Source organism: Thermotoga maritima MSB8 (assembly GCF_000008545.1).
Classification (GTDB): domain Bacteria; phylum Thermotogota; class Thermotogae; order Thermotogales; family Thermotogaceae; genus Thermotoga; species Thermotoga maritima.
Genome location: NC_000853.1, coordinates 1202036 through 1224854, shown reverse-complemented (window position 1 = coordinate 1224854; position 22819 = coordinate 1202036). Strand labels below are relative to the sequence as shown.

Sequence of the window (22819 nt, the reverse complement as noted above, 5' to 3'; positions counted from 1 at the left end):
AGGAGGTTGGTTTGATTGAGAGGGGTGCTTTTCGTGCTGATGATTTCTTCCATGGCCTTTGGTTTGATAGTCAACCCGGTGGAAAACCTGCGCGAGGATTTCATCTTTGGAATGGATGTTTCTATGCTCTACGAGATCGAGCAGCTTGGTGGGAAATATTTCGAGAATGGTGTGGAAAAAGATTGTCTTGAAATACTGAAGAATCATGGAATAAACTGGATCAGGTTGAGGGTGTGGAATGATCCGAGAGACGAGAATGGAAATCCTCTCGGAGGAGGAAACTGCGATTACCTGAAGATGACAGAAATCGCTAAAAGGGCAAAGAATCTCGGAATGAAAGTGCTTCTTGACTTCCATTACAGCGACTGGTGGGCGGATCCTGGAAAGCAGAACAAACCAAAAGAGTGGGAATATCTTCATGGAGAACTTCTGGAGAGGGCGGTTTACTCCTACACGAAACTTGTACTGAACCACATGCGAAGAAACGGGGCACTACCAGATATGGTCCAGGTGGGAAATGAGGTGAACAACGGTTTTCTCTGGCCTGACGGCAAGATTTCTGGAGAAGGTGCAGGTGGTTTCGACGGATTCACAAGACTTTTGAAAGCTGCCATCAAGGCCGTTAGAGAGGTTGATCCGGATATAAAGATCGTTATTCATCTGGCGGAAGGTGGAAACAACTCTCTCTTCAGATGGTTCTTCGACGAGATCACAAGAAGAAACGTGGACTTCGATGTAATAGGTGTATCTTACTACCCGTACTGGCACGGAACCCTCGAGGATCTGAAAAACAACCTCTACGACATAGCCACAAGATATAACAAGGATGTGCTCGTTGTTGAAACAGCTTACGCCTGGACACTCGAGGATGGAGATGGTTATCCCAACATCTTCAATGGTGAAGAGATGGAACTAACAGGTGGCTACAAGGCAACCGTTCAAGGACAGGCAACATTTCTGAGAGATCTCATAGAAGTGGTAAACAGCGTTCCCAACGGCCATGGACTCGGGATTTTCTACTGGGAAGGAGACTGGATCCCTGTGAGGGGGGCTGGATGGAAAACCGGGGAAGGAAACCCCTGGGACAACCAGGCTATGTTCGATTTCAGTGGGAACGCTCTCCCATCACTGAATGTTTTCAAACTGGTGAAAACATCGTCGCCAGTGGAGATTGCGATAAAAGAGATCCTTCCTGTGGAGGTTACAACCAACCTGGGAGAGGTTCCAAAATTTCCAGATGCTGTGAAAGTTCTGTTCAGCGACGATTCCATCAGATCTTTACCCGTCGAATGGAACTTTGATTCTGCCCTTGTTGAAGAATCCGGTGTTTACAAAGTGGAAGGCTACATTAAAGACATTGACCGGAAAATTTTCGCGACACTCACCGTGAAGGGTAGCAGAAACTATCTGAAAAATCCGGGCTTTGAAACAGGAGAATTTTCGCCTTGGCGGGTCTCGGGAGACAAAAAAGCGGTGAAAGTTGTGAAAGCCAATCCTTCAAGCAATGCGCACCAGGGAGAGTACGCAGTGAATTTCTGGCTCGATGAATCCTTCAGTTTCGAACTGTCACAAGAAGTGGAACTTCCAGCAGGTGTGTACAGAGTAGGGTTCTGGACCCATGGAGAAAAAGGTGTGAAGATTGCTCTGAAGGTAAGTGATTACGGAGGGAATGAGCGATCTGTAGAAGTTGAAACAACGGGCTGGCTCGAATGGAAGAACCCGGAGATAAGGAACATAAAAGTTGAAACAGGAAGAATAAAGATCACCGTTTCTGTCGAGGGAAGGGCAGGTGACTGGGGGTTCATTGATGATTTCTATCTTTTCAGGGAAGAGTAACCGGAGGGTTAGAACATGAAGAAAAAGTACGTTACGATCAGAGACATAGCAGAGAAAGCGGGTGTTTCCATAAACACAGTCTCAAGGGCACTCAACAACAAGCCCGACATCAGCGAAGAAACCAGAAGAAAAATTCTGAAAATTGCACAAGAACTGGGATACGTGAAAAATGCCACCGCTTCCTCTTTGAGGAGCAAGCAAACGAACATCGTGGGGGTCATCATAGCCGACAGTGCCAACCCGTTCTACGCGGAGGTCTTGAAGGGAATAGAAGCCGCTTCGAGAAAGTACGGCTATCAGATCATGCTCATGAACACCGAAAGAATCTACGAAAATGAAGAGAAGGCTATAGAAGTGCTTCTCCAGAGGAGAGTAGATGGCCTTCTCATAACACCTGTTCAGGACAGATCAGACGACATAAAAACTTTGATCGAAAGAAAAGTTCCCTTCGTCATAGTCGGCAGACACTTCGAAGAGTTAGAAGTGGATGAGATCCACAGTGATGAGGTAAAAGGAGGGTATCTTGCAACCAGACATCTCATAGAAAGAGGAAGAAAAAACATCATTATGATCAGCGGATATCTGTTCAAATCGGCTGCCTACATGCGACTTGAAGGATACAGAAAGGCTTTGAAAGAGTACGGAATTCCATTCAGTGAAAAAATGATCATTGAAACGGACATCGATATAGAGAGTGGATATCGGGCGATGCGGGAAGCGATTGAAAAGGGACTTGAATTCGAAGCGGTCTTCTGCTACAACGATCTGCTCGCTTTCGGTGTGATAAAAGCCTTGAAAGAGTGTGGATATCGTATACCAGAAGATGTGGCTGTTGTTGGCTACGACGACATCGTTTACTCCTCCTTTATTTGCCCGTCTCTGACAACGGTGAGGATTAAGAAATTTGAGATGGGTTTTGAGGCCTTCAGGATGCTTCTTCAGAGGTTGAAGGGACGAAGAAAGAAAAGAAAACGGGTGATATTAGACGTAGAGCTCGTTGTGAGGGAAAGTGGTTAGCTTTTTCTGACAATTACAGGTGATTATCTGGAAATAGAAAGATTTATTTGTGGTTAATCTTTTCTTTTTCTTTTTTTCAACCTTTTCTTATTCTTGATTTTACGTGAACGTTCACGGTATCATTTACTATGACACCAGTAGAGGGGGGATTTTCATGAAAAAGGTTCTTGTGTTCGTGTTTTTAGCCCTCATCGCTGTTTCAGCAGTCATGGCTCAGATGCTACCACCTGGTATTCCCAGGGAAAAGACGTTGATACTGCCTTTCCTCTTTGCACCACTTCCAGCTCCGGGTAACTGGAACCTCTGGGCAGGATGGAGAGCTCAGAACTGCGGTCTTCACCAGTTCGTTACTGAACCTCTCTGGACCATCAACCCCAATCCTGAGGAAGGCGGAATCATCAACGCACTCGCTGCTGAACCTCCTATCTACAACGAAGACTTCACAAAGCTTACAATCAAGCTCAGAAAGGGAATTTACTGGAGCGACGGGGTTGAATTCACGGCGGACGACGTTGTGTTCACGATTAAAACGGTGAAAGACACATCTGGTTTGGATTATCACGGCCCGATGCAGGATGTGAAGGACGTCTACGCCCTCGACAAGTACACGGTCGTGGTGGAGCTCAAGAGACCAAACAGCAGATTCCATGCCTACTTTGTTGAAAGATGGGGCGCCTTGAGACCCATGCCGAAGCACATCTTCGAGAAGGTGGAGGATGTGGTCTCTTTCGACTTCAATCCGCCCGTGAGTCTGGGCCCGTACGTTCTGAAAGATTACGATCCCGCAGGATACTGGGTGCTCTGGGAGAAGAGAAAAGACTGGCAGAGAACGGTCACCGGTCAGCTCTTCGGTGAACCTGTCCCCGAGTACGTCCTCTTCATAAACTACGGTACTCCTGAGAAGAACACGATGGCCATGCTGAGGCACGAACTGGACGTTCTTCAGGGATCGGCAGAACAATTGATTACACTTCTGAGAATGAGCAAAACTACCAGAAGCTACAGAAAGACGTGGCCATACATAGACCCGAGGGATATCTCCACCAGAGGCCCCGGTTTCAACCACATGGTCTATCCGTACAACATCAAAGACGTGAGATGGGCACTTGCTCTGTCTATAGACATAGTAAAACTCGCCATCTCGACGTACGATGGGATGGTGGCCATGACTCCGGGACTCCCGCTGGTTGTCAACAAAAACTTCTACGAATGGTACTTCAAGAGACTGGAACCGTGGCTGGAAGAACTCACGCTGGATCTTGGAAACGGTGAAACCTTCAAACCATGGGATCCAAAGGCTCCATGGAGACTCCTGGAATGGGCTAAGAAGATGTACAAAGTGGACATCGATCCGAACAGCGAGGAAGAAGTGCGTCTGACCCTGGGTTACGGCTGGTGGAAATACGCTCCGGATGCAGCGGAGAAACTTTTGAAGAAACACGGATTTTACCGGGATGAGAATGGGAAGTGGCACCTGCCGAACGGTGATCTCTGGAAGATAACCATACTCAGGGGACCGGATCCCACGGATATGGCGAACATCATCATAGAGGGAATCGCCGAACAGTGGAAAGAATTCGGTATAGAAGTCGTCTTCAACGTTTCTTCTGCTGCTTCAACACTCGCAGGTGAAGGGCGATTTGAGGTAGTTAACACAGCACACGGTGGTTTTGCTGGTGAACCATGGGGATTCCATCCGGATCTTTACAGATGTTTCAATGCGTTCAGAAGTGAGTTTGTAAAACCCATTGGTGAACTGACACTTGGTAGTGCTCTTAGGTGGAGTGATCCCAGGATGGACAAGATAATAGAAGAGCTCGAAAAAACAGACTGGAACGATTACGAAAAAGTTATAGAGCTTGGAGTTGAAGGATTGAAGCTTGAAATTGAAGAGATGGTAGCAATTCCAGTGTTCAACTGTCCTATAACGATCGTCTTCGACGAGTATTACTGGACCAACTTCCCAAGTCCAGAGAACGATTACGCAAGGTGCGACAATTTCACCACCTGGCCTCAGCTGAAGTACCTGCTCCACATGGTCAAACCTGCTAAATGATCATGGAACTTTCGGGGAGGGGTTCCCCCTCCCTTAACTTGAAAAGAACAAAGGAGGAAAAGATCGAACATGAACTTCATAAAGGGTTACCTCATACCTCGCCTGCTTCAGTATTTCATAGTGACATTTTTAGGTCTTTCAGCGATTTTCTTTCTTCCAAGGTTACTTCCCACAGATCCTGTTAAACAGCAACTTCAGCAGTACCAAACCTTTGGCGTTTATATTCCCCCAGAGCAGCAGGAGGAGATGATGAGGACGCTGAGGCAGCTTTACGGTCTGGAAGGAACTCTTTGGGAACAGTATTTGGACTTTTGGAAAAGATTACTCACAGGTGATTTTGGACCTTCGTTTTCTAGGTTTCCGGTTTCTGTATCAAAGGTTATTTCTCAGGCTCTTCCATGGACCGTTGGATTGCTATCACTTACAACCATTTTGAGCTGGATAATAGCTGTGATCGTTGGAGGAATTGTGGGATACTATAGAAAACGTTGGATGGAAGCACTCGATGTTGTTGTCATGATAATAAGGCCGATCCCTTACTACGTTATGGCTTTGATCTGTTTGATCCTGTTCGCCTATGTTTTTCCCATATTTCCCCTCAGTGGAGGGATCGGAATTGGTCAAAAACTCTCTTTCGATTTAGAAACTATCCTGAGCATCGTAAAACACGGAACTCTTCCAGCCCTCACCCTCATGATAGTAGGAATTGCTTGGCAGTTTCAGAGCATGAAATTGATAGTTCAGATAGTAAAATCTGAAGACCATGTTTGGTACGCGAAAACAGCTGGAGTTACAGAGAAAATGATTGTGCGAAACCATGTCATCAGAAACGCGATGCTTCCCATGATAACCCAGCTAGGTCTCCAGTTTGGAGGTATATTCTCAGGTGCTCTCATCACCGAGATGGTTTTTGCATATCCAGGAATAGGATGGATCTTGTACGATGCCATCATGAAGGCAGATTACAATCTGATCATGGGCGTGATGTGTATATCTACAATTGCTATTACAACCTCTATTCTCCTGTTGGATTTGATCTATCCATTGTTTGATCCCAGAGTGAGATACAGATGAAAGGTAAGGTGAGAAGATGAAACAAATAGTAAGAGTTTTCAGAGATCTTTTTAGAGATTATCGATTCACGGTAGCTTTTATTGCCTTGCTGTTCCTTCTTGTTCTATCTCTATTATCTTATGTATCGCCGTATGATCCCGTAAGTATATACCAGGTACCACGTGGACTTCCCCCTTCTTTTGAACATCCTTTTGGTACTAACTGGCTCGGTCAGGATGTATTCTGGCGTTTAACATTTGCTGTTAGAAATTCACTCTTGATAGCTGTCATAACAGCTTTCTTCTCACGTATCATTGCAATTATTGTTGGAATAGTATCGGGTTATAAAGGTGGAGCATTGGATCAGGTGTTGATGACAATTGGAGACACAACAATGGTTCTGCCAATTTTGATTGTTCTCATAGTGATTTCCATGATTCTAAAAGACTGGGCTCGATCGTTTGTCAACCTGGGTCTGTTACTGGCGTTCTTTTCGTGGGCTTGGGATGCACGTGTTATAAGATCTCAGGTACTCAGCGTTAGGGAAAGAGATTTTGTTCGTGTAGCAGTTCTTTCCGGTATGTCAACCATGAAAATCGTTGGTAAGCAGCTTCTTCCTCATGTTTTACCAGTGATATTCACGACCTTTATAAACAACATGTCGTGGGCAATCGGGATGGAAATTACCTTGGCTTACTTGGGATTAGGAATAGATCCTACCGTTCCGACACTCGGGACCATGCTTCAGAGAGCTATAACCAGACAAGCTTTGTTCCTTGGGCTATGGTGGTGGCTTGCTGCTCCCATAGTAACCGCTATATTGCTTTTCATAGCCCTTTACTGGTTATCGGTGAGTATAAGTGAGTATCTCGATCCAAGGGCACGTTTTCAGAGAGTAGGTGTTGGAAAGTAGCAATAACGGAGGTGTTATTGCGTGGAAGATACACTGATTCTTAAGAATCTTACCAAGGTGTATTCAATAGGTTCTCTTCTTTTCAGATCGAAAATAACGGCTGTTGACGATGTGTCTTTCTCTTTAAAGAGGGCAGAGATCTTTACCCTTGCTGGAGAAAGCGGTTGTGGAAAATCTACAACTGCCAAAATGATATTGGGCTTTGAAGAACCAACCAGTGGCGATATTATTTTTGAAGGCAATAGCATCCAATGGTGGAAAAAGAGAAAAAAAGATTTTTTGAGAAAGGTGCAGGCAGTTTTTCAAAATCCTTTTGAGAGTTTTAATCCACTGCTCACGGTAGATGATATATTCTTCGAAACTGTTATGAACTACGGACTTGCAAATTCAAGAAACGAAGCAGAGAAATTAATAGATGAGAAACTCCAACTTGTTGGGCTGAAGTTTGAAGATATTAATGGTCGTTATCAAAGCGAACTTTCAGGTGGGCAGCTTCAAAGGGCTTCCATCGCAAGATCACTTTTGAGTAATCCCTCTCTTTTGATCGCAGACGAACCAGTTTCGATGGTTGACGCATCACTGAGAATGTCCATTGTCAATTTATTTGCAAAGTTGAGGGATCAGCTGGGAGTCAGTGTTATTTACATCACGCATGATCTAGCAACGGCGTATTACGTGAGTGACAGAATAGCCATCATGTTTCGGGGAAACATCGTAGAAACGGGACCTGTTGACAAAGTGTTGATTGATCCAAAGCATCCTTATACACAACTGCTTCGTGAATCCATTCCCGATCCTGATCCGGAAAAGAAATGGTCCAGAGAAATCACAGTCTCAGACACCGAATACGAAGAATATCTGAAAGAAGGTTGCAAATTCGCGGGAAGATGTCCTTACGTGAAGGAAATCTGTAGACGTGAGAAGCCAGATGATGTTCTCGTGGATGGAGTACTGGTGAAATGTCATATCTACAAAAAGTGAGGGGGGACTGTGATGCTCGGCGTCTGTTACTATCCAGAACACTGGGGAACAGAGAAAGTTGAAGAAGACTTCAGAAGGATGAAAGAACTCGGGATAGAGTACGTGAGGATTGGAGAGTTCGCCTGGAGCAGGATAGAGTCGGAGCGTGGAAAGTTCAACTGGGACTGGCTCGACAAAACACTTGAGCTGGCAGAGAAGATGGGGCTCAAGATCGTACTGGGAACTCCCACAGCCACACCTCCGAAGTGGCTCATCGATGAACACCCGGAGATCCTTCCCGTTGATAAAGATGGCAGGGTGAAAAATTTTGGTTCCAGAAGACATTATTGCTTCTCCAGCCCTGTTTATAGAGAGGAAGTGAAAAGAATCGTCACCATAATAGTGAAAAGATACGGAAAACACCCGGCAGTCGCAGGCTGGCAGACGGACAACGAGTACGGCTGTCACGATACGGTGAGGTGCTACTGTCCGAGGTGCAAAAAAGCCTTCCAAAAATGGCTGGAAAGAAAGTACGAGGGAGACATAAAGAAATTGAATGAAGCGTGGGGAACAGTGTTCTGGAGCCAGGAGTATCGATCCTTCGACGAAATAGAGCTTCCGAATCTCACCCCTGCCGACCCGAACCCGTCGCATCTTCTCGACTACTACAGGTTAGCCTCCGACCAAGTGGTGGAATTCAACAAGCTCCAGGTGGAGATAATAAGGGAGTATTCGCCGGGAAGATTCATCACACACAATTTCATGTCCGGTTTCACAGATTTTGATCATTACAAACTCTCGAAAGACCTGGATTTCGCAACCTGGGACAATTACCCGCTCGGACACACCCTCGTTTTTCTGAGAATGAAGGGTGAGACAAAAAATCCGTTCGACAGAGTGGGACACCCGGACATCATCTCATTCTCGCACGATCTGTACCGGGGAGTGGGCAGAGGAAGATTCTGGGTGATGGAACAGCAAGCAGGACCTGTGAACTGGGCTCCTTACAATCTCTGGCCCGCCAAGGGAGCGGTGAGACTCTGGACGTGGCAGGCGTTCGCACACGGTGCGGAGGTGGTCTCCTACTTCAGATGGAGACAGGCACCTTTTGCGCAGGAGCAGATGCACTCTGGACTTCTGGCACCGGATTCAGCACCTTACCCTGGATACCACGAGGTAAAGCAGGTTTTCGAGGAGCTCAAAAACATCGATATCAATGAGCCCGTGGAAAGCGAAGTGGCACTTGTCTTCGATTATGAAACGGCGTGGGTCTTCTCCATACAACCGCACGGCGAGGGGGTGAACTACATCGATCTTGTCTTCAGATTCTACAGTGCCCTCAGAAGACTCGGTCTGAACGTGGATATAGTACCCCCTGGATCTTCACTGGACGGATACAAAATGATCGTTGTTCCAAGCCTTGCCATCGTGAAGGAGGAGGTTCTGGACACGTTCAAAAAATACGACGGTCTTCTCGTACTTGGCCCAAGAAGCGGAAGCAAAACAGAGACATTCCAGATACCACCAGAAATGCCCCCAGGTCTTCTCAAGGAGATCATACCCGTTGAAGTGAGACAGGTTGAAAGCCTTGGAGATAATGTTGAGACACTTGTTTGGAACGGTAAGGAATACCCTGTCTCGATATGGAGAGAGGATGTGGACCCCACCATCACGGAAGTGATCGCAAGATTCAAAGATGGTTTTGGAGCCATCTTTCGAAAGGAAAACGTCTTCTACCTTGCTTTCTGGCCGAATGGAGACTTTCTCGTAGATTTCTTTGAAGCACTTTCAAAAGAATCAGGAATTGAAACGAAAAGGATGCCAGAAGGAGTACGCATTCAAAGGAGAGGTGAATATGTTTTTTCTTTCAATTTCACCTCTGAGGAGGTAGATTTAGAAATACCAACGAAAGTTCAGATAGTTCTAGGAGATCAAAAGATTCCTCCCTATGGACTGCTGATATGGAAGGAAAACGAACGCTGAGGGGGATCCAGCAGATGGAAACGTTGATATCGGGAAAGAATTTGAAAGCTTATTACGTGCTTGACCTTTGGGGCAGTAAAAAAGTGGTAAAAGCTGTTGATAACGTTAGCCTCGACATACTACCTAACGAAATTTACGGCATAGCTGGTGAATCGGGTTGTGGAAAGTCCACGCTTTTGAAGGCCTTGCTTGCTCTTCTCGATCCACCGCTACGTCTGATGGATGGTGAGTTGTTGTATAACATAGAAGGAAGGCCTACGAATGTAACATTGTTGAAAAGCGAAACAATAAGGAAATTGAGGTGGAGTTTTATTTCTTACATTCCACAGGGATCAATGCACGTTCTCAATCCCGTAAAGCGAGTGAGAGATACGTTCATAGAAATTCTGAGCAGTCACGTTAAAAAGCAGACTAAGGAGTTTCTCGACCTCGCAGTTCAGCATCTGAAGGATCTTGGCCTTCCTGAGAGAGTTCTGAACATGTTCCCGCATCAGCTGTCGGGAGGTATGAGACAGAGGGTTACCATAGCACTCGCCACGGTCCTGAAACCGCGCGTCATATTCGCTGATGAACCGACGACGGCACTCGATGTGGTGGCTCAGCGAGCTGTTATGCAGCTTATAAGAAAGATTCAAAATGATCTGAAAAACACCGTTGTTCTGGTAACTCATGATATGGGTGTGCACGCCCAGATCACAACGAGGATGGCGATCATGTACGCAGGAAAGATCGTGGAGGAGGGCCCCACGCTGGAAATCTTCAAAAATCCTCTCCATCCTTACACACGTTATCTGATACAGTCTCTTCCAGCGATCGGTGATAAGAAACTGAGATCAGGAATTCCCGGTTCGCCACCCTCACTGGTAGCGCCCCCACCGGGGTGCAGATTCCACCCGAGGTGTCCGCATGCCAGCCAGAGATGCAGGGAAGAAGAACCACTTTTAAAGGAGATAAAACCGGGTCATAAAGTGGCCTGTTTTTTAATGGAGGGGTGAAGAATATGCCCTACGAATGGGAAAACCCACAGCTTGTGAGTGAAGGAACGGAGAAGTCACACGCTTCCTTCATACCCTATCTGGACCCGTTCAGCGGGGAATGGGAGTACCCTGAGGAATTCATCTCTTTGAACGGGAACTGGAGGTTTCTCTTCGCGAAAAATCCCTTCGAGGTGCCGGAGGATTTCTTTTCGGAGAAATTCGACGACTCGAACTGGGATGAGATAGAAGTTCCAAGCAACTGGGAAATGAAAGGATATGGAAAGCCCATCTACACGAACGTGGTTTATCCATTTGAACCGAACCCTCCTTTTGTTCCAAAAGACGACAATCCGACCGGGGTGTACAGAAGGTGGATCGAGATACCTGAGGATTGGTTTAAAAAGGAGATCTTTCTGCATTTTGAAGGTGTTCGATCCTTCTTCTATTTGTGGGTGAACGGGAAGAAGATCGGTTTCAGCAAAGACAGCTGCACGCCCGCTGAATTCAGACTCACCGATGTTCTAAGACCAGGGAAGAATCTGATCACCGTTGAGGTTCTGAAGTGGAGCGATGGAAGCTATCTCGAAGATCAGGACATGTGGTGGTTTGCGGGGATATACAGGGACGTTTATCTGTACGCGCTGCCGAAGTTTCACATCAGGGACGTGTTCGTGAGAACGGATCTGGATGAAAATTACAGAAACGGAAAGATCTTTCTGGACGTAGAGATGAGAAATCTCGGTGAGGAAGAAGAAAAAGACCTTGAAGTAACACTCATCACACCGGATGGAGACGAAAAAACACTCGTGAAAGAGACAGTAAAGCCGGAGGACAGAGTCCTTTCCTTTGCCTTTGACGTGAAAGATCCGAAGAAGTGGTCCGCGGAGACACCTCACCTGTACGTTCTGAAGCTGAAACTGGGAGAGGACGAAAAGAAAGTCAACTTCGGATTCAGGAAGATAGAGATAAAAGACGGAACGCTTCTTTTCAACGGGAAACCTCTCTACATAAAGGGAGTGAACAGACACGAGTTCGATCCCGACAGGGGTCATGCGGTGACAGTGGAGAGAATGATTCAGGACATAAAGCTCATGAAGCAGCACAACATAAACACGGTTCGCACATCACACTATCCGAACCAGACGAAGTGGTACGATCTGTGTGACTACTTTGGACTCTACGTGATAGACGAGGCAAACATCGAATCCCACGGTATAGACTGGGATCCTGAAGTGACCCTTGCGAACAGATGGGAATGGGAGAAGGCACATTTCGACAGAATCAAAAGGATGGTCGAGCGCGACAAGAATCATCCCAGTATCATCTTCTGGTCTCTCGGGAACGAAGCGGGAGATGGAGTGAATTTCGAAAAAGCCGCTCTCTGGATAAAGAAAAGAGACAACACGCGACTTATCCATTACGAGGGAACAACAAGGAGGGGAGAATCGTACTACGTCGATGTTTTCTCTCTCATGTATCCGAAGATGGACATTCTTCTTGAGTACGCTTCAAAGAAGAGGGAAAAGCCCTTCATCATGTGTGAGTATGCCCACGCGATGGGAAACAGTGTGGGAAATCTGAAGGACTACTGGGACGTGATAGAAAAGTATCCGTACCTTCATGGAGGTTGCATCTGGGACTGGGTGGATCAGGGAATAAGAAAGAAAGACGAGAACGGAAGAGAATTCTGGGCGTACGGTGGTGACTTCGGTGACACACCGAATGACGGAAACTTCTGTATAAACGGTGTGGTACTGCCCGATAGAACACCTGAGCCGGAACTTTACGAGGTGAAGAAGGTCTATCAGAACGTCAAAATAAGACAGGTATCGAAAGACACTTATGAGGTGGAAAACAGGTATCTATTCACGAACCTTGAGATGTTCGATGGCGCCTGGAAAATCAGAAAAGACGGAGAAGTCATCGAAGAAAAAACCTTCAAGATCTTCGCTGAACCTGGAGAAAAGCGTCTCTTGAAGATACCACTCCCAGAAATGGACGATTCTGAGTATTTCCTCGAGATCAGTTTCTCCCTTTCTGAGGATACCCCCTGGGCAGAAAAAGGCCACGTTGTGGCGTGGGAGCAGTTCCTTCTGAAAGCACCGGCATTTGAGAAAAAATCCATTTCAGATGGAGTGTCACTCAGGGAGGATGGGAAACATCTCACCGTTGAAGCAAAAGACACGGTGTACGTCTTCTCAAAACTCACAGGCCTTCTGGAGCAGATCCTTCACAGAAGAAAAAAGATCCTGAAAAGTCCCGTTGTTCCCAACTTCTGGAGGGTTCCAACCGACAACGACATCGGAAACAGAATGCCACAGAGGCTCGCCATCTGGAAGAGGGCATCGAAAGAGAGAAAACTCTTCAAAATGCACTGGAAAAAGGAAGAAAATCGTGTTTCTGTCCATAGTGTTTTTCAGCTTCCGGGAAACAGCTGGGTGTACACAACATACACCGTTTTCGGAAATGGAGACGTCCTAGTGGACCTTTCTCTGATTCCCGCTGAGGATGTACCGGAGATTCCAAGGATTGGCTTTCAGTTCACGGTTCCTGAAGAGTTCGGCACCGTGGAGTGGTACGGAAGGGGACCGCACGAGACTTACTGGGACAGAAAAGAAAGTGGTCTTTTCGCAAGGTACAGAAAAGCTGTCGGTGAGATGATGCACAGGTACGTCAGGCCCCAGGAAACGGGGAACAGATCGGACGTGAGATGGTTCGCGCTTTCCGATGGTGAAACAAAACTCTTTGTGTCGGGCATGCCGCAGATAGACTTCAGCGTCTGGCCTTTTTCCATGGAGGATCTCGAGAGGGTTCAGCACATAAGTGAACTCCCGGAGAGGGACTTCGTCACCGTGAACGTGGACTTCAGACAGATGGGCCTTGGAGGAGACGACAGCTGGGGTGCGATGCCTCATCTGGAGTACAGGCTTCTACCAAAGCCGTATCGCTTTTCTTTCAGAATGAGGATTAGCGAAGAGATTCCATCCTGGAGGGTTCTTGCGGCGATCCCTGAAACGCTCCATGTTGAGATGTCCTCAGAAGACGTGATACGCGAAGGAGACACCCTGAGAGTGAAATTTTCCCTTCTGAACGACACTCCACTGAGCAAGGAAAAACAGGTGGTTCTCTTTGTTGATGGAAACGAATACTCGGTGAGGCGAGTGGTGATTCCACCCTTCAAGAAGGAAGAGCTGGTGTTCAAAGTAGAAGGATTGAAGAAGGGTGAACATCTGATACATACTAATCTGAACACGAGAAAAACTATCTACGTGAGGTGATCTGTGTGGAAATATTCGGAAAGACCTTCAGAGAGGGAAGATTCGTTCTCAAAGAGAAAAACTTCACAGTTGAGTTCGCGGTGGAGAAGATACACCTTGGCTGGAAGATCTCCGGCAGGGTGAAGGGAAGTCCGGGAAGGCTTGAGGTTCTTCGAACGAAAGCACCGGAAAAGGTACTTGTGAACAACTGGCAGTCCTGGGGACCGTGCAGGGTGGTCGATGCCTTTTCTTTCAAACCACCTGAAATAGATCCGAACTGGAGATACACCGCTTCGGTGGTGCCCGATGTACTTGAAAGGAACCTCCAGAGCGACTATTTCGTGGCTGAAGAAGGAAAAGTGTACGGTTTTCTGAGTTCGAAAATCGCACATCCTTTCTTCGCTGTGGAAGATGGGGAACTTGTGGCATACCTCGAATATTTCGATGTCGAGTTCGACGACTTTGTTCCTCTTGAACCTCTCGTTGTACTCGAGGATCCCAACACACCCCTTCTTCTGGAGAAATACGCGGAACTCGTCGGAATGGAAAACAACGCGAGAGTTCCAAAACACACACCCACTGGATGGTGCAGCTGGTACCATTACTTCCTTGATCTCACCTGGGAAGAGACCCTCAAGAACCTGAAGCTCGCGAAGAATTTCCCGTTCGAGGTCTTCCAGATAGACGACGCCTACGAAAAGGACATAGGTGACTGGCTCGTGACAAGAGGAGACTTTCCATCGGTGGAAGAGATGGCAAAAGTTATAGCGGAAAACGGTTTCATCCCGGGCATATGGACCGCCCCGTTCAGTGTTTCTGAAACCTCGGATGTATTCAACGAACATCCGGACTGGGTAGTGAAGGAAAACGGAGAGCCGAAGATGGCTTACAGAAACTGGAACAAAAAGATATACGCCCTCGATCTTTCGAAAGATGAGGTTCTGAACTGGCTTTTCGATCTCTTCTCATCTCTGAGAAAGATGGGCTACAGGTACTTCAAGATCGACTTTCTCTTCGCGGGTGCCGTTCCAGGAGAAAGAAAAAAGAACATAACACCAATTCAGGCGTTCAGAAAAGGGATTGAGACGATCAGAAAAGCGGTGGGAGAAGATTCTTTCATCCTCGGATGCGGCTCTCCCCTTCTTCCCGCAGTGGGATGCGTCGACGGGATGAGGATAGGACCTGACACTGCGCCGTTCTGGGGAGAACATATAGAAGACAACGGAGCTCCCGCTGCAAGATGGGCGCTGAGAAACGCCATAACGAGGTACTTCATGCACGACAGGTTCTGGCTGAACGACCCCGACTGTCTGATACTGAGAGAGGAGAAAACGGATCTCACACAGAAGGAAAAGGAGCTCTACTCGTACACGTGTGGAGTGCTCGACAACATGATCATAGAAAGCGATGATCTCTCGCTCGTCAGAGATCATGGAAAAAAGGTTCTGAAAGAAACGCTCGAACTCCTCGGTGGAAGACCACGGGTTCAAAACATCATGTCGGAGGATCTGAGATACGAGATCGTCTCGTCTGGCACTCTCTCAGGAAACGTCAAGATCGTGGTCGATCTGAACAGCAGAGAGTACCACCTGGAAAAAGAAGGAAAGTCCTCCCTGAAAAAAAGAGTCGTCAAAAGAGAAGACGGAAGAAACTTCTACTTCTACGAAGAGGGTGAGAGAGAATGATGGAACTCAGGTACAATCCGCTCACAGATGAATGGGTGATCGTTTCTGCAGCCACACAGAAAAGACCGGTACAACCATCGAAGACGGAGTGTCCTATCTGTGTTGGAGGCCTCGAACTTCCCGAGGAGTACGATCTTGTCACCTTCGAGAACAGGTATCCTTCTCTGAAAAAAGATCCACCTCCTGTGAACTGGAAAGAGAAGGGACCTTTCAGGAAAGAAGAGTCCCGCGGTGTCTGCGAGGTGGTCGTCTACACCTCGGATCACAACACAGCACTTCCTGGAATGCCTTTGAAGCAGATAGAAAAGCTCGTTGAGATGTGGGTGGACAGAACAAGGGACCTTTCTCAGCACGACTTTGTGAAATATATCTTCATTTTCGAAAACCGCGGAAAGGAAGTCGGTGCTTCCCTTCCACACCCGCACGGTCAGATATACGCGTTCCCCTTCCTTCCAAAGAGAATAGAAGTGAAGATAGGCGCGATGAGAAAATGGTACGAAGAGAAAAGGAAGTGCCCCATCTGCGAGGTCCTGGAGAGCGAAGGAGAGGAGAGAAAAGTTTACGAGACGGAACATTTCCTCGCTCTCGTTCCTTTCTACGCACGCTTTCCGTACGAAGTGCACATCTATCCGAAGAGACACGTGAGTACTCTTCTGGAGTTTTCGAAAGAAGAAAAGAAAGAGTTCGCCAAAGTTCTCAAGGTGGTGACTGCAAAATACGACAAACTCTTCGATCAGGAGTTTCCCTACATGATGATGTTCTTTCAGGCACCGTTCAACGAAGAGGACGTGTCTCACTTCTTCCACTTCCACGTGGAGTTCAACCCACCGAAGCGAGACAGAGATAAACTGAAGTGGATGGCGAGTGTCGAGACGGGTACATGGGCGTTCATAAACCCCGTCGTTCCCGAAGAAGCAGCGAGACAACTCAGAGAGACGGAGGTGGAAATATGAAAGTGAAGGCACCAGGAAGAATAAACATCATCGGGGAGCACACCGACTACAACGATGGTTACGTTCTGCCGTTTGCGGTGAATAGATACGTGTTTCTCTCGATAGAAGGTTCAGAGAGATTCATCTTCCACTCAGAAAACGTAAACGAAACGGTGGAGATGGAAAAGATAGAGAAACTCAACAAATGGACGGATTACATCTCTGGAGTCATCGCTTCTTTTGAAAAAAGGGGCTACAGGGTGTCTCCTGTTAAAATCTCCGTTTCTTCCAATCTTCCCATAGGAGCGGGTCTTTCCAGTTCCGCCGCTCTCGAGGTGGCGACCGCTTACGCGATTTCAGAATATTTCGGTTTCAACGTTCCGAAACTCGAACTCGTAAAGATCGCTCGTGAAGCCGAAGTGGAGTTCGTGGGGGTCAGGTGTGGCATCATGGACCAGTTCACGGCCGTTTTTGGAAAGAAAGACCACGCGATCTTTCTGGACACGATGACGCTCGAGTACGAGTACGTTCCTCTGAAATTGGAGGGTTACGAGATCAACCTCGTCGACTCGAACGTTAAACACGAGCTCTCCTCTTCGGAGTACAACAGAAGAAGACAGGAGTGCGAAGAGGTACTGAAAACGCTTGAGAAAAAGAGCTTTCGAGAAGTGACAAAAGAAGATCTCGAAAGACTCTCAGGCACCCTGAGAAAACGTGCCCAGCACGTGCTCGAAGAAAACGAAAGAGTCCTGAAAAGTGTTCAGGCTTTGAAAGAAGGAGATTTTGAAACCCTTGGAAAACTGCTCTTTTCTTCTCACGAGAGTCTCAGAGACCTGTACGAAGTTTCCTGCGAGGAAACGGATTTCATCGTGGATTATTTGAGAGGAAAGGAAGGTATCCTCGGTGCGAGGATGGTCGGTGGCGGATTCGGAGGGGGAGTGATCGTTCTTTCAAAGAAGGGGGCTTTTGGGAAGATAAAAGAAGAGCTGGTGGAGTCTTACAGGAAGCGTTTCGGGATAGATCTCATCTTCCACGAGATAGAGAGTTCAGACGGTGTTCAAAAAATCTAAGGGAGCCATGAGCTCCCTTTTTTGTTAAAATGAAGTTGGTATTTCCAGATTCGGGGGGATCTGCGATCTTTGTTTATTTGAGGCACTATCTTCCATCTATAGCGGTAACAACCGCTCTGTTCATTTTGATATTCTCCATCTTCTTCTACACTGTAAACGTGGAAGGATATCTGATCGAATCGTGGACGGCAATGAGTAAGTTCAGGGAACAGAAACCCTGGGCTAGCGCAAGATTAACAGATCGAAACCGTTATATCGAAATAATTTGTAACTCTACGGTCGGAGTTTTCCTATGGTACAGTTTCCTTCAAAGATACTTGCTTATTGAATGATCGAAATCTACCAGGATTGAAGTCAACCATCTTTCCCCTGTTCTTCTGTAGAGCTGTCTAGACTCTTAGTTTTTTCATTCAAAAAGAGCCTTATGGCTAATTTTTGCTTATCTTCTAATGTACCAATAATCGAGTCATTAGATAATATTTCATTGCATCTTTTCTCTAAAAAATCCAGATTTATAAAATCTTTCAACCAATTTAGATCAATTTGCCAATAAATATTAGTCGCTCTACTAGTTTCTGTCCATGAAACCGTTTTTTGTAAAAATTTTGTTAGGAATATCGGTAGTTTTTCATCTGAAAATACGATTTCCTTTACCCATTCCTTCACTTCATCTTCATTTGCCCATTCTCGCCATTGATGTAGAATAACTGGAAGAGAAGGAGTATTTAACAAACTGCCTTCTTCTACCGCCTTTCTTATTTTGTCTAACACTATCTCTTGTAGTGTCTTTAAATGATTTTCATCCAGTAAAATAGCATCAGATTCTTTGGCATCTCTGTATTTTCTATGTTGTTGCCAAAATAATATTAACACGTTTACCATCATAAAAAGTGCCTGTCCATTCTTAAAAGCGTTTTTCAAGACTTCAAATCTTTTACTGTTATTGTCGTATCTCCTTAAAAGACGCCAAATTATTCTTTCCATTCTAATATCGTTTCCCCAAGGAATAAGAAAACTTTTATTTTCATCTTCTGGGATTATGAGTTTATCCCCTATAGTAAAGAAAACTTCAATAACAACTGGAATATAGTCTTGTGAAATTTCAGAAGCATAGTCTTCCATTCTTTCTAAAAATATACTGAGCCTTGTAGAACCGTCAGAGCGAATTTGTGTAGCGAGGCGCTTTAAGTGTTCGATAAGAGCTTCTTTATTATGAAGAGAACTCAAAATAAAATCCATTTCATGTTTCGATAAGTCATCTGACGGAACAGAAAAAATAAAGAACCTTGGGAAAATTTCTTTACAGCATATTCTATACTTTTTCCTCCATTCCCGCTCCCAATCTGGTCCATAATAGATGTTTTCAAAAACACTTTCGAATTTAGGAAATAATCTCTTTAGTAAGTTTTTTATGTTTTCTTTAAGATCATCTGGAAAGTTTAAGCGAGATAACCAATTTTGATGAAATTGTTTTAAAAATTCTATGTGACGTCGTGAAACATCATAGATTTCACCACTATATCCACAAAACATGTCTGGATAATCTTTTACAATACTATAAACTTCTGGACAAAAAACACGAAGAGTTTCGATAGCAATGAAATCTACAGCATTAACCTCATTTTTTACAGAAGGATAGGTTACTCTTATCGTATTGATTAATCTTTTAACATTTCTAACCGTATTAATAAACGGATCGATTCCATCCCAATATACATTCCTCCAGTAGGTGGAGTCAAAAAGTTCATTTGATGTTCCAGACAGTACTGCGTCAAGCTCTTCAAACAACATTTTTCTAATGGAAGTTTTGTCAGCTAAGGGTAGTTCTATGGGAATTTGAATAATTTTCTCTAAATAATCTTCACCCTTTCCTTCCTGTACTTTCTCTAAAGCTCTTATCACTATGTCTTTATCAAAGGCAAGAATATACACAGTATTTGGAAAATCTGCAATTGCTTTAACAATTGTAAAAAGCTCTCTTATCTCTTTTGCTGTGAGCCTATCTATATCATCTATTATTACAACTATTTTTCCGTCTTTCTCTTTTAATCGATTGATGATTTCTTCTTTAGTTTCAATAACGCTTTTTTGCAAATTCTTTTTGAATCTGCTAGCTATTTTAAAAATCCAGCCAAATTTCGGAATCTCTCCAAGAGTTTCTATATAAGGTTTCAACATTTTTGCAATATCTTTAAACTTTGTTGATTTATTTAAGGTAAATTGTAGGTTGCTGAGGAATTGTCGAATCAAGTCTTCTTTTTCACTAAACCACCAAGGATCAAATTTGACGATAGTTATAGAGCTATCGTGATTAAGATAAGAAGTAAGAAAGTTTATAAAAGTTGTTTTTCCAGACCCCCACTTACCGTATACTGCAAAAACTATGCTTTCCCTCAGTTGTACACTTTGTATAACAGTAGCAATCCTTTTTGCAAAGGGTGCAAAACCCAGTTTGTCTTGATCTGGAGATTTTAAAGGTTCATCTGCAAGAATTATTTTTTTCTCAGTCATGCTTTTACCCCCCTGTATAAACGACGGCAGACTCTCATTTGTTGGTTTCAATAATTTTTAAATATTTTGTAACTGCTTCTTGGCTTATCATTTCTCTAAAAACTTCCATAAGTTTAACCACTTGCTTGTCAAAAAGAAGAGTTTTTAACTTGCTGGAATTTATCATCACAAATGATATCATAGTTTTAGAATAGTTTAGGGTCTCGTTATCATCAAACCTTCAAGCGAAAAATAGAGTTTGATTTTTCATATATGGATAAGTTGGAAGTATACCTTAGAAAGAGTTTGAAACAAATATCAATCTTGCCAACTCCTACAGTAAGATTTAAAACTGTGACCAAAGTGGAGGATACCAAAAAAGGAGGGTATAAAATAAAAAAATGGCTCCGGCGGCAGGACTCGAACCTGCAACCACCTGGTTAACAGCCAGGCGCTCTACCGGTTGAGCTACGCCGGAACCTCCACGGATAATTGTACTACATACCTTCCTGAATTTCAAGTGGACTCGATGGTAAAATGAATGAAAAAGTTGAAAAAAAGGTTGATATCAAGCCCCGATGACTATTTTTCTTACCGGTTTTGGAAGGATCCGTGACAGTTTCAGCAGAATCTCCATGAAGATCAAAGAAAACATCACCATGATGATCACCCAGCACCACTCGGGAAGATCTACGAAAGAGTCGAGGAACACGTAGAACATCCACTGAAACGGCATGTGAATCATGAAGAGAAGGAAAGAATACCTTCCCATCCTTTTCAAAAAAGGCAGATTAACTTTTTCAGCCAGCCAGGTGAACACCTCTATACTGTAGATTCCCAGAAGCACTCCTGTGAGGGAAAATTGATCGACTCCCAAAAGTGTGTGGAACTTTCCGTACGCGTTCCAGTACTCCAGAGATCCGATCGCAAAGAGAAAGACGTATAGGAACAAAGATAGCTTTCGTGGTTCTCTCTTCTTTCTCTCGACAGCGTCTTTGTATCCCATCAGAAATGGAAAAAGCCAGTGAACGGGATTGAGATAAGTGATCAAGGCACCTTCTATGGGAGGAAGGAGTCTGTTCTTCGTGAGGAACCAGAAACTCACGAAGGATGAGTTAACAACTGCTCCGGCGAAGGAAAACGGCAGAATCTTCCGCGGATCTTTTATGAAAATCGATATCAGCAGCAGAATCATTACAACCAGTACGAAATAGTACTGCCACGATCCTGTGAAAGAAAAGATGGTGATCAGATATTTTTTGAGTATTGAATCATCAACGCTGAAAACCCTCTTTGTCACCCAGACGTTTGTATATTCTCCATCTAACAACACATAAGCAAGGAAAGAAAGGGAAGCCCAGAAGAGATAGAAGTGAAAGAAGGAAGAGGCCTTCTGGAGAATCTTCAAAGGATTCTTTTTCACTCTTCCCTGTGAATATCCGAACAGATACACGAAGACGAAAACGGAAGGACTCACGAATCTGAGCAGTGGAACGAGAAAAGTGAGGTCTCTGTACACCCCCACGATGGCGTGGCCCGTTAAAACGAACAGAATCAAAAGCCCCCTCAACGATTCCAACTGTCCCACCTCTGCTAAAATAGTATCGAAAGGAGTGAAGAACTTGAAGAACAAACACTTTGCCCTGCTGTATCTTGTTCTGTTTTTAGTACTCGCAAAACTTTCCCCTTTCATTATAACCGCTCTGATAATGGGACTGTATCTTTCGATAATTATCGATTACGTTGCGCGATTTTTGGAGGTATTCATAAAAAAACCGCGCGTTCTTCCTCGCGTGATATCGAACGTTCTGGTCTTCCTCACGATAGCCTACTCGGCTGTTAATTTCTTTCCGGTGATCGTAAGAGAAGCCCAGAAGGTCTTCTCTGAGATAGACAGAATAAGATCGGGTTTGGAAAACATCGACATACCCGGATGGTTGTCTTCCATCTTGAGCAGCATCAGCGCATCCTTCTCAGAAGGGGCACTCTCGCTTGTGAACAAAATCGTAGGCTACGTTCCTTCTTTCATAACGGCTGCCATACTCATAGTGATCACGGCCTTTATCGTGTCCTCGTTGAAGAGACTCATAAAAGAAAATGTACACTACCTGTTTCCCACAAATCCCAGTGACGGTAAAGAGTTCCTGAAAACTACTTACACCGAGTTCGAGAGGTTCGTGGGTGGTCAGGTGCTCGTTGCGATATTCGTCGGTCTGTTTGTTGGCTTTGGTGCTTTCATTTTCAAAATACCGAGTGCGTTCTTTTTAGGAATGCTTGCTTTCGTGACGGATTTCGTTCCGTATCTTGGGGTGGTGATATCTGCCATTCCTCTTCTGATGCTCGCCTTTTCCGTTCATGGCCTGAGCGGTCTTCTCATAGGAACGATCATCCTCGTCGCGGCAAATCAACTGGAAATGTGGGTGCTCGCTCCAAAGATACAGAGCAACACCTTGAACGTTCACTGGTTCATCATTCTGATCATGATACTCATTCTCGGCGATCTTTTCAGTTTCGGTGGTGTTCTAATTGCGCTTCCGTTTCTGATATTCCTGAAAAACTTCTGGAAGCAATACGTTATGGGAGGCTGAAA

The 22819-nt window shown here is 45.1% G+C and carries 15 protein-coding genes and 1 tRNA gene; 13 read left to right on the top strand and 3 right to left on the bottom strand.

The features are described from left to right. The first annotated feature begins 24 nt into the window (after window positions 1-24). From TM_RS06110 to TM_RS06055, 12 genes are all read left to right on the top strand, one after another. Window positions 25-1836, top strand: a complete 1812-nt coding sequence (locus TM_RS06110) for a glycosyl hydrolase 53 family protein (RefSeq protein ID WP_227738447.1) — start codon at window positions 25-27, stop codon at window positions 1834-1836. A gap of 15 nt (window positions 1837-1851) precedes the next feature. Then, entirely contained in the window at window positions 1852-2853 is a 1002-nt protein-coding gene (locus tag TM_RS06105; protein ID WP_004080120.1) for a LacI family DNA-binding transcriptional regulator, read from the top strand. Window positions 2854-3007: 154 nt separating this feature from the next. Further along, window positions 3008-4909, top strand: a complete 1902-nt coding sequence (locus tag TM_RS06100; RefSeq protein ID WP_004080126.1) for an ABC transporter substrate-binding protein — start codon at window positions 3008-3010, stop codon at window positions 4907-4909. A gap of 69 nt (window positions 4910-4978) precedes the next feature. Further along, window positions 4979-5983, top strand: coding sequence for an ABC transporter permease (locus TM_RS06095; protein ID WP_004080128.1), 1005 nt, complete (start codon window positions 4979-4981; stop codon window positions 5981-5983). A gap of 16 nt (window positions 5984-5999) precedes the next feature. Then, a complete protein-coding gene (locus TM_RS06090; RefSeq protein WP_004080130.1) occupies window positions 6000-6875 on the top strand; it encodes an ABC transporter permease in 876 nt (291 codons plus the stop codon). A gap of 21 nt (window positions 6876-6896) precedes the next feature. Next, on the top strand, window positions 6897-7856 hold the full coding sequence (locus TM_RS06085) for an ABC transporter ATP-binding protein (RefSeq protein ID WP_004080132.1): 960 nt from the start codon (window positions 6897-6899) through the stop codon (window positions 7854-7856). Between the two features lie 12 nt (window positions 7857-7868). After that, window positions 7869-9818, top strand: coding sequence for a beta-galactosidase (locus tag TM_RS06080; RefSeq protein ID WP_004080133.1), 1950 nt, complete (start codon window positions 7869-7871; stop codon window positions 9816-9818). A 14-nt stretch (window positions 9819-9832) separates the two neighbouring features. Further along, complete coding sequence (locus TM_RS06075; RefSeq protein ID WP_004080134.1) at window positions 9833-10813, top strand: ABC transporter ATP-binding protein; 981 nt, start codon at window positions 9833-9835, stop codon at window positions 10811-10813. A gap of 5 nt (window positions 10814-10818) precedes the next feature. Beyond that, complete coding sequence (lacZ, locus tag TM_RS06070; RefSeq protein ID WP_004080135.1) at window positions 10819-14073, top strand: beta-galactosidase LacZ; 3255 nt, start codon at window positions 10819-10821, stop codon at window positions 14071-14073. 5 nt (window positions 14074-14078) lie between these two features. Then, window positions 14079-15737, top strand: coding sequence for an alpha-galactosidase (gene galA, locus TM_RS06065; RefSeq protein WP_004080136.1), 1659 nt, complete (start codon window positions 14079-14081; stop codon window positions 15735-15737). Then, window positions 15734-16690 (top strand): galactose-1-phosphate uridylyltransferase, encoded by a 957-nt coding sequence (gene galT, locus TM_RS06060; RefSeq protein WP_004080138.1) that lies wholly within the window; start codon window positions 15734-15736, stop codon window positions 16688-16690. Before galA ends, galT begins: the two co-directional genes overlap by 4 nt. After that, the gene (locus tag TM_RS06055; protein ID WP_004080140.1) at window positions 16687-17739 is read left to right on the top strand and encodes a galactokinase; all 1053 of its coding nucleotides are present in this window, start codon (window positions 16687-16689) and stop codon (window positions 17737-17739) included. The genes galT and TM_RS06055 overlap by 4 nt, the downstream gene beginning before the upstream one ends. Window positions 17740-18093: 354 nt before the next feature. Here the strand turns inward: TM_RS06055 and TM_RS06050 are convergent, their stop codons facing one another. The 3 genes from TM_RS06050 to TM_RS06040 all read right to left on the bottom strand — a co-directional run bounded on the left by TM_RS06050 (window position 18094) and on the right by TM_RS06040 (window position 21808). After that, window positions 18094-20250, bottom strand: coding sequence for a KAP family NTPase (locus TM_RS06050; protein WP_004080141.1), 2157 nt, complete (start codon window positions 20248-20250; stop codon window positions 18094-18096). 381 nt (window positions 20251-20631) lie between these two features. Further along, window positions 20632-20707: transfer RNA gene (locus tag TM_RS06045), tRNA-Asn, on the bottom strand. Between the two features lie 90 nt (window positions 20708-20797). Continuing rightward, window positions 20798-21808: an acyltransferase family protein gene (locus TM_RS06040; RefSeq protein WP_004080152.1), complete on the bottom strand. Its 1011-nt coding sequence runs from the start codon at window positions 21806-21808 to the stop codon at window positions 20798-20800. 43 nt (window positions 21809-21851) lie between these two features. Here TM_RS06040 and TM_RS06035 point away from each other — a divergent pair, with 43 nt between their 5' ends. Further along, a complete protein-coding gene (locus tag TM_RS06035; RefSeq protein ID WP_004080153.1) occupies window positions 21852-22817 on the top strand; it encodes an AI-2E family transporter in 966 nt (321 codons plus the stop codon). Window positions 22818-22819: the final 2 nt, after the last annotated feature.

Excerpts from the sequence above, each read along its gene's own strand:
- TM_RS06105 (WP_004080120.1), top strand. The coding sequence starts at position 1,852 with ATGAAGAAAAAGTACGTTACGATCAGAGACATAGCAGAGAAAGCGGGT.
- TM_RS06100 (WP_004080126.1), top strand. The coding sequence starts at position 3,008 with ATGAAAAAGGTTCTTGTGTTCGTGTTTTTAGCCCTCATCGCTGTTTCA.
- TM_RS06095 (WP_004080128.1), top strand. The coding sequence starts at position 4,979 with ATGAACTTCATAAAGGGTTACCTCATACCTCGCCTGCTTCAGTATTTC.
- TM_RS06090 (WP_004080130.1), top strand. The coding sequence starts at position 6,000 with ATGAAACAAATAGTAAGAGTTTTCAGAGATCTTTTTAGAGATTATCGA.
- TM_RS06080 (WP_004080133.1), top strand. The coding sequence starts at position 7,869 with ATGCTCGGCGTCTGTTACTATCCAGAACACTGGGGAACAGAGAAAGTT.
- TM_RS06075 (WP_004080134.1), top strand. The coding sequence starts at position 9,833 with ATGGAAACGTTGATATCGGGAAAGAATTTGAAAGCTTATTACGTGCTT.
- lacZ (WP_004080135.1), top strand. The coding sequence starts at position 10,819 with ATGCCCTACGAATGGGAAAACCCACAGCTTGTGAGTGAAGGAACGGAG.
- galT (WP_004080138.1), top strand. The coding sequence starts at position 15,734 with ATGATGGAACTCAGGTACAATCCGCTCACAGATGAATGGGTGATCGTT.
- TM_RS06055 (WP_004080140.1), top strand. The coding sequence starts at position 16,687 with ATGAAAGTGAAGGCACCAGGAAGAATAAACATCATCGGGGAGCACACC.
- TM_RS06050 (WP_004080141.1), bottom strand. The coding sequence starts at position 20,250 with ATGACTGAGAAAAAAATAATTCTTGCAGATGAACCTTTAAAATCTCCA.